The organism is Streptomyces sp. NPDC001373 (assembly GCF_042895815.1).
In the GTDB taxonomy this organism is placed as follows: Bacteria; Actinomycetota; Actinomycetes; order Streptomycetales; family Streptomycetaceae; genus Streptomyces.
On sequence record NZ_JBIAWQ010000002.1, the window covers coordinates 500,396 to 517,165 of the forward strand.

Here is a 16,770-nt window from a genome sequence, read left to right on the forward strand (position 1 = left end):
GACACGAGAAAGAGAGCACGACATGGGCACGCCGTTCGAACCGCCGGTGGACCGTACCCCGCAGGAGCTCGCCACCGAGCTGCGGGGGCTGGCGGGCGTCCACTGGGAGACGGTGTGGAACGGCCCGCCGCTGCCGAGCCAGGGGCTGGACGAGTGGTGCGCGCAGTTCGGGTGGACGCCCACGCAGTTCGAGTACGTGCTCAACGTGGTCACGCGGACCGGCGGCAGGATGACGCTGAACGCGCTGGGCGGGAGCTGGGCGCCCGTGCAGAGTCTTTCCTACTGGGTGTGGGGGGAGTCGACTGTCAGCCCGGAGGGCAATGCACAGGTGCTGGCCGAGGCCGACCGCGTGTGGCCCCTCTACCGCGACGCCGTGTCCTCGGTGCTGGGCGCACCGGCCTGGGTCGGCGCCTGGGACTCGACGGCCTTCCCCGACGAGCTCCGGGAGGTCGCCGTGCCCAAGCTGGAGAGCCGCCTCAAGCAGAAGCGTCCGTACCACATCGCCTACTGGGAGCTCGGCCTTCCCGGCGGCGCACTCGCCAGCCTGACCATCAGCCCCGCCACGGGCACCGCCGACGGGTCTCGTCCCGGAGTGGTCAACATGAGCCTCGATGTGTATCCCCGTCCGTTGAAGGCCGGCAGTCGGTGAACTCGGAATCGATACCGGAGCACATAGAGGAGGGTGCGCTGGAGCGGGCGAAAGCCCGCGCCCTGGCTTCCCGGGAAGCCGGCCTTGACCCGGACTCCACGGTAGAGCGCATCGCGGCCGCCGCCGAGGCGGCAGGACTGAAGGACATCGTCTCGAAGGACGGCAAGTCCCGGCTGTCCAAGGAGAGGCAGTACATCGACGCCCTTGCCCGGGACAAGGTGAAGCTGACTCCGCCCGAAGGTACCAAGCCGATCAGCGCCTTCTGGTCGCACGGCATTGAGCACCCGGAGGCGCCGAAGAACAACCGGGGCGTCCCGTTCCTGTCCCAGCGCTTCATCGCGGAGCAGTGGGCCGCCGAGCAGAACGCGATCAGCGCCGGGACCGCTCAGACCCTGGAGACGACCCGGGGCGGCCAGGAGCTCGACGACATGTTCCTCTTTGAACCGGAAGTCATCCGTGCTCTCGGTGGTGTCGAAGCGGGTTTCCACGAGGATTTCGCCAAGGAGACCTGGGACAAGATCTCCGAGACCTACGGCAGCGTCGCCGCAGGCCGCGTGATCATCTTCGCGGATACCGCCAACACCCGCGCGGTCTTGTACCGGAAGGAACTCGGCGCCCTCTGCAACAACCCGGACGTCGGCCTGCACAACATCAACTTCGTATACGAGGCCCCCCAGTCCTGGCCCGAGGTCACCCGTGCCGAGGCCGGTACGAACGCCGCGCGCGTCGCCGCGCAGTTCGACAACAAGGACCTCCCGCGCTACATCGATCCGCACGCCTTCGCCGCCGACGCGCCCGAGGTCCGCAAGGCGAAGATCGACGCCGCCCTGGAGGCCATCGCCCCCGCCCAGGCGCAGGCCCCGGCCGTCGAGGCCCCCGAGCAGCAGGCCTCGCCGAAGAGCCTGCCCAGCCCGCTCTGGCAGATGGGCTTCCAGCAGCCGCGCACCATCGTCCGGCCGGCGAACCCGGGGCCGGCCCAGACGGCCGGCCCCGCAGCGGCTCCGCCTCCCCGATCTCTCGCACCAGGTATGGACGGTCCGTAATGACCCCTCGTCCCACCCTCGAATCCGTCCGCCGGCTGCTCCGCCAGGAGCGGGACGACGCCTGGGCCGTGCGGATGCTCCCCCGCCTGGTCCTCGGACTGGCGGCCGCCTACACGCTGTTCGTGCTGGCCTCGTCCGGGATGGCCGAGTTCATCGCGGTCTGCTCGGTGCTCGTGCTCGCCGGGATCCTCTGGCTGCTGCGCCGGCGCGGCCAGCTGCTGCTCGCGCTCGGGTCGACGGCCGTCACCGCCGCCATGACCGGCTACCTGGCCGCCGCGGGCGACATCGCGCGCGGGTCGGCCGGCGGGCTGCTCAGCGGGCAGGCGGTCTTCGGGTACTGGGCGCTCGGCGGGATGGCGCTGCTGGGGGCCTGGATGCTCAAGCGGCCGCGCGGCCGGCGTGGGGTCACCGTGGTGCTGGCCGACCTCCTGCTCGTCGGCGCGTCCGGGGTGGGAATGCTCGCCCCGCTCTTCGGCGTTCCCCTTGGATTCCTTTGCGTGGTGGGGGTTCTGACAGCACGTAGTAAATTCGCTTCCCCTGTGAGCGGGCGCGAACAGAGGGTGAGGCGTCGGGGCTCCCGGCGGTCCGCGGCGGTCGCCGAGACGGAAGCGCGGTGAGATGGCGCACCGTCAGCACCGCTGTGTAATAAACACTTCACAGCACCTGGGACGGCTTTGCCGCTGCCAATTCGCCTGTTCTAGAGTCCCCGATGGTTACAGAAAACATCGGGGGACTTCTTCCATGGTGAAGACAGCACTGAGAACCCGGCCGGCAGGCGTGCTGCCGGCCACCACGGCGCTTCTGCCCTGCCAGCGGCGGCCCGACATATTCGAAGAGCCGCTCCTGGAGCACCCGCCCGCGGGTGCTCCGGAGCTTCCGTTCCGGATGCGCCGGAGCCAGGCCCTCACCCATGCCGCCCGGCAGCTCTGCTTCTCCTGCCCCCTGTGGGCCGAGTGCCTGCAGGACTCCGTCGTCCGCTCGGATCCGGGCGGGTACGCAGCCGCCACCACCGAGCAGGACCGGCGGTGGATCCGCAGGTGGCTGCAGATCGGCGACCGCCTGGGGCGGCTCGCCGCCACCGCGTCGGCCGCCGGCGGGCGGGGTGAGGCGGTCGAGGCCGCCGCCGTGCTCGACGCGTTCAGCGCTCTCCAGGAGCACCGGACCCGCCGGTCCTACGGGCCCGGCGGGTCCGGGGCGGTGCCCGCCCAGCGGCAGGATCCGCCGCAGCACGTCCCAGCAGACCGCCGACAGCGCGCCGACACAGACGAGGTACCGAAGATGGCCGCTGCGGCCCTGTCGGGAGAACGGATCACCTACTCACTGGACGATCCGGCCCTGGCCATACAGAAGACCGTGCTCGGTCCGCTGGCCCGCGCCACGCTCCTCGTGCTCAAGGCCGCCGAGCAGCTCGCCGGCATGCTCGCGCTCACGCCCTCCGCCGCGGTGGCGCCCGAATTCCTCGCCGCCGTGGGACGGACCCGGCTGAGCCTGGAGGCCTGGCGGGCGGCGGCCGACGACGAGAGCGTGTACGAGGTCGCGGACAGCGGCCTGACCGGATCCGTGAGCATAGAGCTCGCGACCAGCGACCCCGTCGCCGCGCTGCGGCAGGACATCTTCGAGCCCCTGCTGGGCCGCCTCGCGGACTCGCTCCGGCGCGTCGAGGCCATCACGGCCGTGCTCGTCCCCGACCCGGACGCCGCCGACCCGGCCGCCGTCCCGCACGGCCGGGAGCTGGCGGCCGTACGCGAAGCGGTGCGCGAGCTCGGCCCCCACCTGGAGCGGTACCAGAGCCCCGACCCCCGCCTCCAGGAGCCCGGCGGGGGTCCCGCGGCCGCCCCGCGCGACGCGTACCCGCAGCACACCGGCGCCGGTGCGGCCGGCAGCGCGGGCGGGGCCGGTTCCTGGAGCGCCCCCAGCCTGCGCCGGGCCGTGGAGACGGCGGTGGCCTCCTTCCCCGGCCACTTCACCGGCCGCGACGTGGTGCGGGCGCTGCCGCCGGGTGCGTACCCGGACGCGGGGAAGTCGGTCAGCAACGCCCTGTCCGCCATGGTCAAGTCGGGCCGGCTGCAGCGGATCTCGCGCGGCACCTACACCGCCGGTCCGACCCCCGCCGGCGAAGCCGGCCCGAACCCCTGAAAGGCAGTCGCCGTGCAGCCCACCTCCCCGGCCGCGGAAGTCCGCGTCTTCTCCCACCACGCCGGTCTGATCGACGGTGTCCCCGTGACGGCACCGCCGTTCGGCAACATCCAGGACGTCGTCATCGGCATCCTCCAGCAGCGCGCCCAGCAGCTCGGCGCCCCGACCCACGCGGTCGTCACCGACGACCGCTACGGCGGTGCGGTGCGCCTGCTCATCCACCCCGACGGCAGGACCGAGAGCCTGCCCGAGCCCGGCGCCGCCGGCTGAGGCGGGGCGAGAGGGGCCGATGGCCCGGGAGGGCCCAGGTCGCGTGCGCGTGACCCGGGCCTTTCGCATGCCGCCGGGCGGCTCCGCTCGCCGGGCGTGGGGCGCGGGCTCCGTTGGTGGGGAGGTTCGTGGAGGTCACCGGCCTGGGCGGCGGGCGGCAGGCAGCAGGCAGGAGGCCGGGCATGGCGGCACGGTGGCGCGGTGCGGCTCTCGGAGCGGCCGCGGTGGGGCTGGTGGTGGTTCCTCCGGGGTTCGGGGCCGGGTACGCGGGGGACACGCCCGCACCTCCCGCCGCATCCGCGTCCGCGACCCCGGCGTCCGACGGGTTCCCGCAGCTGACGCCCGCCGTCGCCGCGCGACTGGACCAGGCCGTGCTGAAGGTGCTCAAGGAGGCCCGGGTCCCCGGAGTGATCGTCGCACTGTCGGCGCCCGGCAAGGGGGAGTACGTGCGGGCCTTCGGGCTCGCCGACGAGGCGGCGGGCGCGCCGATGAAGACCGACTTGGACATGCGGATCGGCAGCGTGACCAAGACCTTCACCGTGACCGCGCTGCTGAGGCTGGTCGACGACGGGAAGGCCGGGCTGGACGACCCCGTCGGCAGGTACGTGAGCGGGGTGCCCAACGGGGACAGGATCACCCTGCGCCAGCTGGCCTCGATGCGGAGCGGGTTGTTCAACTACTCCGAGGACGAGGGGTTCTTCCAGGCCCTGACCGCCGACCCCCGGCGGCCGTTCACCCCGCAGGAGCTGCTCTCGTACGCGTTCAAGCACCCCGTGCAGTTCGCGCCGGGAGCGAAGTTCGACTACTCCAACACCAATCTGATCCTGCTGGGGCTGGTCGTCGAGAAGGTGAGCGGGAAGCCGCTCGACCGGTTCGTCACCGAGCAGGTGATCGCGCCGGCCGGGCTGCGGCACACCCTGTTCCCCACCGGCGCGGAGTTCCCGAAGCCGCACGCGCAGGGCTACACCGACCAGACGGCCGGCGGGAGGGTCGAGGATTCCACCGACTGGAACCCCTCCTGGGGGTGGGCCGCCGGGGCGATGGTCTCCGACCTGGCCGACCTGCGGAGCTGGGCCGGGACCCTGGCCACCGGCACCCTGCTGACCCCCGCCACCCAGGCCGAGCGGCTCGACGTGACGCGGGCCGCGCCGGACGCCGGCTACGGGCTGGGCGTCTTCGACGTCGCCGGGTGGATCGGGCACAACGGCTCCCTGCCCGGCTACCAGGCGCTGGTCGTCTACCTGCCCGAGTCGCGGGCCACGCTGGTGGTCCTGCTCAACACCGACATCTCCTCCCAGGGGGGCGAGCCCGGTACGCGCTTCGGTGAGGCGATCACGAAGGTGGTCACCCCGCAGCACGTCTTCCGGCTGCCCGCCCAGCCCGTCACCGGGTCCTGAGGAATGCCGGTGGTGCGGGCCCCCGCCCGCGCGCACAATGGACCGTCGGGTGCGATGCGGAGTGAGCGAGGGGTTGCGGATGGCCGAGCGGGGCGGGGCGTCGGTTCGGGTGGCGGGGGAGGCGGACCTCGATGTCGCCGCCGAACTGTTCCGGGGGTACCTCGACTTCTACGAGGTGGACGTCGAAGATCCCGGCCGGCCCCGGGAGTTCCTCGCCGAGCGGATCGCCAAGGACGAGTCGCTGGTGCTGCTCGCCGAGGTGGCGGGGGCGGGCACGGTCGGGTTCGCGCAGGTCTACCGGACCTTCTCGTCACTCACCCTGCGGCCGGCCTGGATCCTCAACGACCTGTACGTCGCCCCGTCCGGCCGTCGCACCGGCGCCGGGCGGGCGCTGCTGCGCGAGGTGCTGGAGCGGGCGCGGGAGGCCGGGGTGGTCGGGGTGCAGCTGGAGACCGCGTACGACAACCACGTCGCGCAGGGCCTGTACGAGTCGGAGGGGTTCGTGCGGGAGGGGTTCCACCTCTACTTCCACGGCCTGGGCTGAGTCACTTCGCGTCCGCGTAGCACTCCACGACCGCGGTCGTGAAGGGGAAGCGGACCGGGGTGTCGCCGAAGGCGAGCCGGCCCGCGCGGTCGCCCGCCGCGCGGATCGCCTCCGCGACGGCCTCGGCCTCGTCGGCCGGGCAGTGCACGATCACCTCGTCGTGCTGGAAGAACACCAGCTCCGCGCGCATCCCGGCGGTGGCCTGGCGCAGCGCCGCGAGCATCAGCAGGGCCCAGTCCGCGGCGCTGCCCTGGACGACGAAGTTGCGGGTGAAGCGGCCCCGGGCGCGGGTGTCGGTCGAGGCGTAGGACGGGGTCCGGCCCGGGTCCTCGTCGCCCCGGTCCTGGGGGAGGCCCGCCTCCCCGACCTCGGCCGCGTCGGCCGGGGGTGGGCAGGTGCGGCCCAGCCAGGTGCGTACGAGCCGGCCCTCCTCGCCGGCGCGGGCAGCGTCGTCCACGTACGCCACGGCCCGGGGGAAACGGCGGCGCAGGGCGGCGAGGTTCTTGAGCCCGTCGCCGGAGGTCTGTCCGTAGACCGCGCCCAGGACGGCGATCTTGGCCTTCTCCCGGTCGCCGGAGAAGGTCTGGCGGGAGACGGCCGCGTAGAGGTCCTCCGGCCGGCCGGCCACCTCCATGAAGGCCGGGTCGCGGGAGATCGCGGCGAGGACGCGCGGCTCCATCTGGTCGGCGTCGGCGACGACGAGCCGCCAGCCCGGGTCGGCGACGACGGCCCGGCGGATCACCTTGGGGATCTGCAGGGCCCCGCCGCCGTGGGTGACCCAGCGGCCGGTGAGGGTGCCGGCGGGGACGAACTCGGGGCGGAAACGGCCGTCGTGGACCCAGTCGGTGAGCCAGGACCAGCCGTGGGCGGTGTAGATCCGGTACAGCTTCTTGTAGAGGAGGAGCGGCTCGACGGCGGGATGGTCGACCTCCTGGAGCTCCCAGCGGCGGGTCGAGCGGAGTGTGATCCCGGCCCCGGCGAAGGCCTTGACCACGTCGGCGGGCAGGTCGGGGCGGACCCGGCGGCCGAACGCGGCGGAGATCTCGTCGGCCAGCTGCGCCAGGCGGCGGGGTTCGCCGCGGCCGGCGTAGCGCTCGCCGAGCAGCTCGGTCAGCAGGGCGCGGTGGACGTCGGCCCGCCAGGGCATGCCGGTGTGCTGCATCTCCGCGGCGATGAGGAACGCCGCGGACTCGGCGGCGGTGAGCAGGCGGAGCCGGTCGGGATGGGCGGTGGCGGCGTGCCGGCGGGCCTGGTCGGCGTGGACGGCGAGGAGGGCGTCCAGGGGGAGGGGGACCGCGGCCCGGTGGTGCGGGTCGGCGAGCCCGGCGGCGTCGAAGAGGGAGTCCTGGGCGCGGGCGGGGGGCGGGGCGGCGGCGCGCTGCGGGGGGTCCTGGGGGACTGGGGCGTGGGTGAGGCGGGCCCAGGCGGCGGCGGCCGAGCGGGGCTCGCCCGAGCGGCCCTCGTGGCCGAGGAGGAGGAGCTCGGCGTCCTCGACGTCGTAGCAGCGGTCCACGCGGACGCCGGCGGCGAGGAGGCGGGGGTAGACGGCCTGGGTGGAGCGCCAGATCCAGCGTGTGCCGGGGGGCGCGGAGCGGATCGCCTCCGCGGGGGTGGCGGTGGTGAGGGGGCCCGCGGGGGTGGGGGGTACGGGGGTGGCCTGCCATCGGCCGTCGGGGGTCTCCGTCAGGGCCCAGGGGGTGGGGTGGTCGCTCACGGGTGCGAGTGTCCCACCGGGGGCTGACAAGGGGCCGCGCGAGCGCTTCCGGCGGCTCCCGCCCCGCACCCCCGCACCCCCGCACCCCCGCACCCCGCACCCCCCGGACCCCGGGCGCCCGCACCCCCGCACCCCGGACGCCGGCGGGGCCGGATCCCGGCCGGTCCGGCCGGTGGAACGCGGCGTGACACCCTGAAGGGGTGAGTGAGATCGCTGAGCTGGTCGACCGGGCCTTCGCCGCCGCCTTGTACGCCCAGGACGATGCCGGGCTCGACAGCGGGGCCTCCGTGCTGGCCGCCGACGGGGGCCTGTGGGGCGCGGTCGGGCGGGAGCTGCTCGGGCGCGGGGAGGCATACGTGCGGCAGGCCTGGGAGCGCGGGTGGCGGCCGGCCGACGTGGCGCGGCTGGCGCGGCGGGACCTCGGGGAGGTGCACCTGCGGCTCCTCGGGGACGTGGTAGCCGCCGAGGCGCGGCGGTACGCGCGGCTGCCCGACGGGTGGGGCGCCGGGGAGGTGTGGTGGTCCGGGGACGAGGCGTACGCGCAGGAGTGCGCGCGGCGCGAGCGGGCGGACCGGTTCACCCTGGCCACGGCCGTCCTGGAGGTGTACCGGCTGCTGATCCGGCTGCCGTCCGTCGAGCCCGTGGGGCCGGTCCCCGGCGACCCGGCCGGGGACGCCCTGGAGCACGCGCACATCGAGCCGCGGATGCTCGGGCGGATCCGGGCGCTGCTGGCCAAGGCCGAGGCGACCACCTACCCGGAGGAGGCGGAGGCGCTCAGCGCCAAGGCGCAGGAGCTGATGGCCCGGCACACCGTGGACGAGGCACTGCTGGCCGTGCGCGGCGGCGGACCGGCGCAGGTGCCCGGGGCCTGCCGGATCGGGGTGGAGCCCCCGTACGAGGAGGCCAAGGCGGTCCTGCTGGACGCGGTGGCCACCGCCAACCGCTGCCGGGCGGTGTGGAACAGCGCCTTCGGGTTCTCGACCGTGGTCGGGTTCGAGAGCGATCTGGAGGCCGTGGAGCTGCTGTACACCTCGCTGCTCGTCCAGGGGACGGCGGCCATGACGCGGGCCGAGGCCGCCCAGCGGGCCGGCGGGCGCAAGCGCACCAAGACCTTCCGGCAGTCGTTCCTGCTCGCGTACGCCAGCCGGCTCGGCCGGCGCCTCGCCGAGACCGCCGAGCACACGGCCGCCGAGACTCCGGACAACCTGCCCGCGCTGGTGGCCCGGGACGTGGCCGTCACCTCCCGGGCCGACGAGATGTTCCCGCGGACCACCACGACCCGGCTGCGCGGGGCCACGGACCACGCGGGGTGGGAGGACGGGACCGCCGCCGCCGACGCGGCCCATGTGGGAGGGAAGCGGCCCGCCCTGCCGTAGCCGGGCCCCGGGGGCCGTGTCTAGGCGGGGTCCCGGGGGCTGTTCTCGGAGCGCATCGCGCGGGCCTCCGACTTCAGGATGCGGGCCGACTTGCCCAGGGAGCGGGCCATGTCCGGCAGCTTCTTCGAACCGAACAGCATCAGGCAGACCACCAGGACGATGATCAGGTGCCAGGGCTCCAGGCCGTTGCGGAGCATGGGATACCTACATTCGGGTGAGGGGCGGAGGACAGGGGACGCACCGATGATTCGGGGTCATCGAACAGCGCGGCAAGGGTCCCGTACAAATCTGAAGAAATCCTGAAAACCGTCGGGACCGTTAGGCTCGGCGCCATGGGCTGGCTCCGCGCGCTGAAGGACACCGCGCGGGCGGCCGTGACCGTCGAGCGGCGCCGGCTGGAGCCGCTCGTCGCGCTCCGGGCCGCCGCGGGCCTGGCGCTCGTCATCGGGGCCGGGCTGGCCCTCCTCGGGCCGGGCGCGGCCGCGAGTTCCGCGTTCGGGGCCTTCACGGCCGCCGTCGCCACCTTCCAGCAGAGCTGGCGCCCGCGTCCCGTGCTCGCTCTCGCCTCCGGGCTGACCCTGGCCGTCTCCACCTTCCTCGGGTACCTGGTGGGCTCGGCCGACCTGGGGCTGTTCCTGCCGATGCTGGCCGTGTGGGCCTTCGGGGCGGGGCTGCTGTGGGCCGCCGGGCCGACCGCCGGGATGATCGCCTCGGGCAACGTCGCGATCATGCTGGTCACCGTCACCCTCCCGACCTCCGTCCCGCAGGCCGCCGGCCACGCCGCGATGATCGCCGCGGGCGGGGTCGTCCAGGCGCTGCTGATCGTGCTCTTCCCGGTCCGCCGCTGGGGCGCCCAGCGCGATGCCCTGGCCGACGCCCTGGCCGCCGAGGCGGACTACGCCCGCCGGCTGCGGCACGACCCCGTCTGCGCCTTCGACCCGGTGCCGCTGATGAAGGCCCGCGACGCGGCCGCCGTCACCGTCCGGCAGGCCCGGCGGCGGCCCGCCGAGCTGCACGGGGCGCGGGGGCTCGCCGAGAAGATCCGGCCCGTGCTGGCCTCGCTCGCCGACCCGGCCGTCGGGGCCCCCGCCGAGGGGCCGGGGCGGGACCGGGTGCGCGCGCTGCTGGACGCCGCCGGGACCGTTCTGGACGCCGCCGCGCACGCGATCCGCCACGGGGACCCCGTACGGCTGCCGGGGCCGGCCCTGGAGGTGCTGAAGGCCCCCGACCCGCCGGAGGTGCTCCGCGGGGCGCCGCTGCGGGCCGCGCGCAGGCTCGCCGCGCTGCTGGAGGACGTCCTGGAGACGGCCGAGCCGGGCACCGGGCGCACCGCCGACCCCGGTGAGGCACGGCTGCGGCCCGCCGTGCCGGCCCTGGTGCCGCTGGTGCTGAAGGCCGTACGGGCCGAGCTGCGGCCGGACTCGCCGGTCCTGCGGCACGCCGTACGGGTGACGGGGGCGGCGTGCGCGGGGTACCTGCTCGGGCAGGCGCTGCCGTTCGGGCACGGCTACTGGGCGCCGATGACCTCGGTGATGGTGATGCGGCCCGACTTCACCCAGACCTGGTCGCGGGCCGTCGCGCGCTTCGCCGGCACGCTGGTGGGGGTGGGCGCGGCCACCGGCGTCGTGCAGCTGTTCCATCCGGGGACGTACCTGTCGGGGCTGCTCGCCGTGGTCAGCGCGGGGCTGATGTACGCGCTGATGCGCACCGGGTACGCCGTCACGCAGGTCTTCGTCTCCGCGTACGTCGTGTTCCTGCTGGGCATGGGGGGCGTCGGCTGGGACCAGACCGTGCCCGACCGGATCGCGCTCACCCTGGTCGGCGGGGTCCTCGCGATGCTCGCGTACGCCGTCTACCCGGCCTGGGAGACCCCGCGGCTGCGCACCCGGCTGGCCGACTGGCTGGCCGCCGACGGGCGGTACGCGGCCGCCGTGCTCGGGCCGTACGCCGATCCGGCCGGGGCCCGGCGCGAGGAGGTGCGGAAGGCCCTGCTGGCGGCCCGCGACGCCCGCATCGCCTGGCAGGAGGCCCTGGCGCGGGCGGAGGGGGAGCCGGTGCGCCACCGGGGCCTGTCCCGGGCGGCCGCCGACGGCGCCGGGGAGGCGGTGGCCGCGTTCGGGCGGGGCGCCATGCTGCTGGAGGCGCACCTCCCCGACCGGGCCCACGACCCCGTGCCGGGGGCTGCCGAGCTCGCGGAGGCGCTGCGCGGGGCGACGGCGGTGCGGGAGCGCCGGGTTCCGGAATGGGAGCAGGTACGCGCGCTGCTGGACGGGGGGAACCGCCTGCCGGAATCGGGCGTCGTACGCCAGGCGGCGGAGCGGCTGCTGGACTCTCTGGACGAGGTCGCGCAGGCCCTCCGCCCCTGACAGTGATCACTGCGGTACCCCGCGTGCACGTGCATCTGCCCATGCATGCGGTGGTGAACACAGCTATGATCCGGTGGAGTTGACATCTGCACTATCGGGGGCTTCCTGTGGACCACGCGTACAACGGGACGGCAGCTGCAGAACTCACTTCCCTGTATGAGCTGACCTGGCAGAAGAGCAGACACAGCAACTCGCAGGGATCCTGCGTGGAGTTCGCCAAACTGCCCGGCGGCGACGTCGCCATGCGCAACTCGCGGTTCCCCGACGGTCCGGCGCTCGTCTACACGCCGGCCGAGATAGAGGCGCTGCTCCTCGGCGTCAAGGACGGCGAGTTCGATCATCTGATCGGCTGAACGGAACAGCGCCAAGGATCAGGCCATGCACGTGCACTGGCCGGGACTGATCGAAAGGATCAGGCCCGGCCAGTGGTGCGTCGCGCGGCGTGCGGTCAGTCCTGGAGCAGGAACAGTGCCCAGACCACCTTGCCGGTGAGCCGTCCCGCGAGCGGGTGCCAGCCCCAGCTGTCGCTGTAGGAGTCCACGAGGAACAGTCCCCGCCCCGACTCCAGGTCGCAGTTCTCGTCCGTGCGCTCGGGCGCGAACGAGCCCCCCGGCCGGTCCTCGCTCGGGTCCCGCACCGCGCACACCAGCCGCGTGCTCCACCGCATCAGGTGCAGCCGCACCGCCGCCGACTCCGGCGGCTCGCCCCCGCAGGGCCGCGCGTCGTCGGGGAGGGCGTGGCGCAGCGCGTTGGTGACGAGTTCGGAGACCACCAGCGCGACGTCGTCGAAGCGGTCGTCCAGGCCCCACTGGGACAAGGTCGATCTGGTGAAGGAGCGGGCGCCCCGCACCGCTTCGAAGCGGGCCGGCAGGGCGCAGGACGCGGACCCGGAGACAGCCGTGGGGTCGACCGGGGGCAGCCCCTGCCGTAACGGCTCGAGCATGACCGATCCAATCGTCCCCATGCGAGGCACTCCCGGGATTCGCGGACGAAGCGGTCGGCTCCGGCCAAAGAGAACTGCGGGGTGGGTCCGGCGCCGGCGCGAAGAGCACGCAGGTGCGCGGCACCATCGTTCCGAATGCCGAAGCCGGATGCAAGGGCAGATGCACGTGCACGCGCCGGACCTGTCCGCTCCCGTGACGGTTCTTGCTCATTTCTTCCTACGCATACTTACGGACTTCTTTTCCGGGACGCCGGATTCCGTTACAGAACGAGTACGGGCCGATGCGTTTTGGTGGCAGACTGCGGCACCGGGGATACGGGGGCCCCGACGAGGCACGCGCACACCACGCGCACACCATTGCGATGGGGAGGGCAGGACTAGTGACCGCAGAAGCCAGCGGTTCTGTGGTGCGCCGCATCCTCCTGGGCTCACAGCTCAGGCGACTCCGAGAATCCCGCGGCATCACCCGTGAGGCGGCCGGCTACTCGATCCGCGCATCCGAATCGAAGATCAGCCGCTTGGAGTTGGGAAGGGTGAGCTTCAAGGCCAGGGACGTCGAGGACCTGCTGACCCTCTACGGGGTCACGGACGGCGCGGAGCGGGAGTCCCTCCTGGGGCTGGTCCGCGAGGCGAACGCGGCGGGCTGGTGGCACAGTTACGGCGACGTGCTCCCCGGGTGGTTCCAGACCTACGTCGGCCTGGAGGGCGCCGCGTCCCTCATCCGCATCTACGAGGTCCAGTTCGTCCACGGCCTCCTCCAGACCGAGGCCTACGCCCAGGCCGTCGTCAAGCGCGGCATGCCCAGCGCCTCCGCCGCCGAGATCGACCGCCGCGTCGCGCTGCGCCTGGAGCGCCAGAAGGTCCTCGTCTCCGAGAACGCGCCGGTCTTCCACGCCGTCCTGGACGAGGCGGCGCTGCGTCGCCCCTACGGTGACCGCGACGTGATGCGCGGCCAGCTGGAACACCTGATCGAGATCAGCCAGCGGCCCAACGTGCAGCTCCAGGTGATGCCCTTCTCCTTCGGCGGGCACGCCGGCGAGAGCGGCGCCTTCACCCTGCTGCGCTTCCCCGAGTCCGACCTGCAGGACATCGTCTACCTGGAGCAGCTCACCAGCGCGCTCTACCTGGACAAGGAGGAGGAGGTCGGCCAGTACGCACGGGCGATGGAACGGCTCCAGGCCGACTGCCCCGACCCCGACCAGACCCGGGATCTCCTGCGCGGACTGCTCCAACTGTCTTGAACCGCACGTATTATGACGTCTGATCAGTGCTCGACGAAGAACGATCGGTCTCCGGTGCAGCGCAGGGGTGCGCGCTCGCAGTAAGGGATGGCATGTCCATATTCACCGACCTGGCTCACCAGTACATAGACGGCGAATGGCTGGCCGGCACCGGTTCGTGGGACATCATCGACGTCAACCCCTACAACGGGGAGAAGCTCGCGGCCATCACCGTGGCCACCGTCGAGCAGGTCGACCGGGCCTACCGCGCGGCCGAGCGGGCCCAGCGGGAATGGGCCGCCACCAGCCCCTACGCGAGACGCACCGTCCTGGAGCGCGCCCTGCGGATCACCGAGGAGCGCCAGAAGGAGATCGTCGAGGCGATGATCGACGAGCTCGGCGGGACCCGCCCCAAGGCCGAGTACGAGGTCCACCTCGCGATGGAGTTCCTGCGCGAGGCGGTCCAGCTGGCCGTCCGCCCCGAGGGCCGCATCCTGCCCTCGCCGGTCACGGGCAGGGAGAACCGCGTCCAGCGCCTGCCCGTCGGCGTCGTCGCCGTGATCAGCCCCTTCAACTTCCCGCTCCTGGTGACCCTGAAGTCGGTCGCCCCCGCGCTGGCCCTCGGCAACGCCGTCGTCATCAAGCCCAACCAGAACGCCCCGGTGTCCGGCGGCGGGATCATCGCCAAGATCTTCGAGGACGCGGGCCTGCCGGCCGGGCTGCTGAACGTGCTGGTCACGGACATCGCCGAGATCGGCGACGCGATCCTCACCCACCCCGTTCCGAAGGTCATCTCCTTCGCCGGCTCCGACCGCACCGGACGGCACGTGGGCGCGGTCGCCGCCCGCCACTTCAAGCGGACCGTCCTGGAGCTCAGCGGCAACAGCGCCCTGGTCGTCCTCGACGACGCCGACGTCGACTACGCGGTGGACGCGGCCGTCTTCAGCCGCTTCGTCTTCCAGGGCCAGGTCTGCATGGCCGCCAACCGGATCCTCGTCGACGCCTCCGTCGTCGAGGAGTTCACCGAGAAGTTCACCGCCCGGGTCCGCGCCCTGAAGACGGGCGACCCGCGCGAGGCCGACACCCACATCGGCCCGCTGATCAACTCCTTCCAGGCCGACGCCCTGACCGCCCTCGTGGACCGCGCCGTAGAGTCCGGGGCGCGGGCCCTCGTGCGGGGCTCTACGCGCGGCAACCTGGTCGAGCCGACCGTCCTGGCCGGGCTCCCGGAGGACTCCCCGCTGCTGGGCCAGGAGATCTTCGGCCCCGTCGCGCTGCTGGTGGTCTTCGACGGGGAGGAGGAGGCCGTGCGCCTGGCCAACGCCACGCCGTACGGGCTCAGCGGTGCGGTGCACACCCGCGACGTCGAACGCGGGGTCCGCTTCGCCCAGCGCGTCGAGACCGGGATGTTCCACGTCAACGACTCCACCATCGGCGACGAGCCGCTGACCGCCTTCGGCGGGGAGAAGGCCTCGGGGCTGGGCCGCCTGGGCGGGGAGGCCACGGTCGAGGCCTTCACCACCCAGAAGTGGATCTCCGTCCAGCACGGCCGGACGACTTTTCCCTTCTAGGGCGCCATCAAGGACAGGAACTGACCGCATTGGTTTGTAGCGTGGTGGGTGTCGGCGGGGGAGACCCCGGACACCACCACGGCAAAGGCGGTCGGTCATGGCACACCCCACCCAGGAAGTCGCGGGAGACGAGCGCGGCACGCTCCTGCTCTTCGTCGAGGACCAGCGCGAGGCCCTGCGCCGGGCCGCGTCGGGCCTGACGGCGGAGCAGACGGCGAGCCGGCCCACGGCGAGCGAGCTGTCGCTGTCCGGGCTGGTCAAGCACGCGGCCGAGGTGGAGCTCAACTGGCTCCGCATGGCCCAGCAGAAGCCGAACGAGCACAGGCGCGCGCCCGAGGAATGGCACGAGGGCTTCCGGCTGGCCGAGGGGGAGACCCTCGAATCCGCCCTCGCGTTCTGGGACACGGTCACGGAGCAGACGACCGACTTCATCAAGGCGGTCCCCAGCCTGGACGACGAGTTCCCGCTGCCGCCGGCCCCCTGGTTCCCCGAGAACGCCACGGTCTCCATGCGCTGGATGCTCCTGCACCTGGTCCGGGAGTTCGCCCGGCACGCGGGCCACGCCGACATCATCCGCGAGACACTGGACGGCACGAAGGCGATGGGCTGAGCCCTTCCTCCGGACCGGGGCTTGCACCTCACGCGGCGTGAGGAACCACAGTGGAGGGCGTACCCAACCGGAAGGAGCGGAAAGCGATGGGCTATTCCGTGGGCCAGGTCGCCGGTTTCGCCGGAGTGACGGTGCGCACCCTGCACCACTACGACGAGATCGGCCTGCTCTCCCCGAGCGGCCGCAGCGGCGCGGGCCACCGGCGTTACGACGACGCCGACCTGGACCGGCTGCAGCGGATCCTGTTCTACCGGGAGCTCGGCTTCCCGCTCGACGAGGTCGCGGTCCTGCTGGACGACCCGGATTCGGACCCGAGGGAGCACCTGCGCCGGCAGCACGCCCTCCTGACCGAACGGATCGCCCGGCTCCAGCAGATGGCCACGGCTGTGGAGCACGCCATGGAGGCGAAGAAGATGGGCATCGACCTCACGCCCGAGGAGAGGTTCGAGGTGTTCGGGGACAAGGACCCGGAGCAGTACGCGGAGGAGGCCGAGCGCCGCTGGGGCGGCACGGAGGCCTACGCCGAGTCGCAGCGCCGGGCGGCCGCGTACACCAAGGAGGACTGGCAGCGGATCCAGGACGAGGTCGCCGACTGGGGCTCCCGCTACGCCGCCCTGGTGGCGGCGGGCGCACCCGCCGACGGCGATGCGGCCATGGACATGGCCGAGGAGCACCGGCAGCACATCTGCGACCGGTACTACGACTGCCCCTACGAGATGCACGTCTGCCTGGGCGACATGTACGTCGCCGACGAGCGGTTCAAGGCGTTCTACGACGGCATGGGCGAGGGCGTGGCCGAGCACCTGCGGGACTCGATCACGGCCAACGCCGTGCGCAAGGCGTAGCCGGCCCCTCACCCGTACCGCCCCCTCCGGTCCCTGGAACCCGGTGGGGGCGGTGTGCGTTCATAATTGAGACCGCCTGCATCGTC

General features: G+C 73.1%; 17 protein-coding genes. 14 read left to right on the forward strand and 3 right to left on the reverse strand.

Features of this window, described 5'->3' with window-relative positions; translation table 11 throughout:
* Positions 1 to 22: 22 nt before the first annotated feature.
* The 7 genes from ACFY15_RS07730 (at position 23) to ACFY15_RS07760 (ending at position 6,039) form a co-directional block, all read left to right on the forward strand.
* The gene (locus tag ACFY15_RS07730) at positions 23 to 649 is read left to right on the forward strand and encodes a hypothetical protein (RefSeq protein ID WP_390825168.1); all 627 of its coding nucleotides are present in this window, start codon (positions 23 to 25) and stop codon (positions 647 to 649) included.
* Positions 646 to 1,692, forward strand: coding sequence for a hypothetical protein (locus ACFY15_RS07735; protein WP_390825169.1), 1,047 nt, complete (start codon positions 646 to 648; stop codon positions 1,690 to 1,692). The genes ACFY15_RS07730 and ACFY15_RS07735 overlap by 4 nt, the downstream gene beginning before the upstream one ends.
* The gene (locus ACFY15_RS07740) at positions 1,692 to 2,309 is read left to right on the forward strand and encodes a hypothetical protein (RefSeq protein WP_390825170.1); all 618 of its coding nucleotides are present in this window, start codon (positions 1,692 to 1,694) and stop codon (positions 2,307 to 2,309) included. The genes ACFY15_RS07735 and ACFY15_RS07740 overlap by 1 nt, the downstream gene beginning before the upstream one ends.
* A 124-nt stretch (positions 2,310 to 2,433) precedes the next feature.
* Complete coding sequence (locus ACFY15_RS07745; protein WP_390688086.1) at positions 2,434 to 3,828, forward strand: WhiB family transcriptional regulator; 1,395 nt, start codon at positions 2,434 to 2,436, stop codon at positions 3,826 to 3,828.
* Between the two features lie 12 nt (positions 3,829 to 3,840).
* Positions 3,841 to 4,098: a hypothetical protein gene (locus ACFY15_RS07750; protein WP_390688085.1), complete on the forward strand. Its 258-nt coding sequence runs from the start codon at positions 3,841 to 3,843 to the stop codon at positions 4,096 to 4,098.
* 182 nt (positions 4,099 to 4,280) lie between these two features.
* Positions 4,281 to 5,495, forward strand: a complete 1,215-nt coding sequence (locus ACFY15_RS07755; protein ID WP_390688084.1) for a serine hydrolase domain-containing protein — start codon at positions 4,281 to 4,283, stop codon at positions 5,493 to 5,495.
* A gap of 61 nt (positions 5,496 to 5,556) precedes the next feature.
* Positions 5,557 to 6,039 (forward strand): GNAT family N-acetyltransferase, encoded by a 483-nt coding sequence (locus ACFY15_RS07760; RefSeq protein ID WP_390688083.1) that lies wholly within the window; start codon positions 5,557 to 5,559, stop codon positions 6,037 to 6,039.
* Position 6,040: 1 nt separating this feature from the next.
* Here ACFY15_RS07760 and ACFY15_RS07765 read toward each other — a convergent pair whose 3' ends face one another.
* Positions 6,041 to 7,753, reverse strand: a complete 1,713-nt coding sequence (locus ACFY15_RS07765; RefSeq protein WP_390688082.1) for a bifunctional 3'-5' exonuclease/DNA polymerase — start codon at positions 7,751 to 7,753, stop codon at positions 6,041 to 6,043.
* Positions 7,754 to 7,953: 200 nt separating this feature from the next.
* Here ACFY15_RS07765 and ACFY15_RS07770 point away from each other — a divergent pair, with 200 nt between their 5' ends.
* The gene (locus tag ACFY15_RS07770; RefSeq protein WP_390688081.1) at positions 7,954 to 9,129 is read left to right on the forward strand and encodes a DUF2786 domain-containing protein; all 1,176 of its coding nucleotides are present in this window, start codon (positions 7,954 to 7,956) and stop codon (positions 9,127 to 9,129) included.
* 20 nt (positions 9,130 to 9,149) lie between these two features.
* Here ACFY15_RS07770 and tatA read toward each other — a convergent pair whose 3' ends face one another.
* The gene (gene tatA, locus ACFY15_RS07775) at positions 9,150 to 9,326 is read right to left on the reverse strand and encodes a Sec-independent protein translocase subunit TatA (RefSeq protein ID WP_390688080.1); all 177 of its coding nucleotides are present in this window, start codon (positions 9,324 to 9,326) and stop codon (positions 9,150 to 9,152) included.
* Between the two features lie 135 nt (positions 9,327 to 9,461).
* Here tatA and ACFY15_RS07780 point away from each other — a divergent pair, with 135 nt between their 5' ends.
* Positions 9,462 to 11,495, forward strand: coding sequence for an FUSC family protein (locus ACFY15_RS07780; protein WP_390825171.1), 2,034 nt, complete (start codon positions 9,462 to 9,464; stop codon positions 11,493 to 11,495).
* Between the two features lie 107 nt (positions 11,496 to 11,602).
* Positions 11,603 to 11,848 carry a DUF397 domain-containing protein gene (locus tag ACFY15_RS07785; protein WP_045946130.1) on the forward strand — a complete coding sequence of 82 codons (246 nt, stop codon included), beginning with the start codon at positions 11,603 to 11,605 and terminating at the stop codon, positions 11,846 to 11,848.
* 95 nt (positions 11,849 to 11,943) lie between these two features.
* On the opposite strand, the gene ACFY15_RS07790 is transcribed toward ACFY15_RS07785, so the two are convergent.
* Positions 11,944 to 12,438 carry an ATP-binding protein gene (locus tag ACFY15_RS07790; RefSeq protein WP_390688078.1) on the reverse strand — a complete coding sequence of 165 codons (495 nt, stop codon included), beginning with the start codon at positions 12,436 to 12,438 and terminating at the stop codon, positions 11,944 to 11,946.
* Between the two features lie 362 nt (positions 12,439 to 12,800).
* On the opposite strand from ACFY15_RS07790, the gene ACFY15_RS07795 reads away from it, so the two are divergent.
* From ACFY15_RS07795 to ACFY15_RS07810, 4 genes are all read left to right on the forward strand, one after another.
* Positions 12,801 to 13,679 (forward strand): helix-turn-helix domain-containing protein, encoded by an 879-nt coding sequence (locus ACFY15_RS07795; protein WP_390688077.1) that lies wholly within the window; start codon positions 12,801 to 12,803, stop codon positions 13,677 to 13,679.
* A 92-nt stretch (positions 13,680 to 13,771) separates the two neighbouring features.
* On the forward strand, positions 13,772 to 15,229 hold the full coding sequence (locus ACFY15_RS07800; RefSeq protein ID WP_390825172.1) for an aldehyde dehydrogenase family protein: 1,458 nt from the start codon (positions 13,772 to 13,774) through the stop codon (positions 15,227 to 15,229).
* Between the two features lie 97 nt (positions 15,230 to 15,326).
* Positions 15,327 to 15,839: a DinB family protein gene (locus tag ACFY15_RS07805; protein WP_390825173.1), complete on the forward strand. Its 513-nt coding sequence runs from the start codon at positions 15,327 to 15,329 to the stop codon at positions 15,837 to 15,839.
* An 86-nt stretch (positions 15,840 to 15,925) separates the two neighbouring features.
* On the forward strand, positions 15,926 to 16,684 hold the full coding sequence (locus ACFY15_RS07810) for a MerR family transcriptional regulator (RefSeq protein WP_390688074.1): 759 nt from the start codon (positions 15,926 to 15,928) through the stop codon (positions 16,682 to 16,684).
* Positions 16,685 to 16,770: the final 86 nt, after the last annotated feature.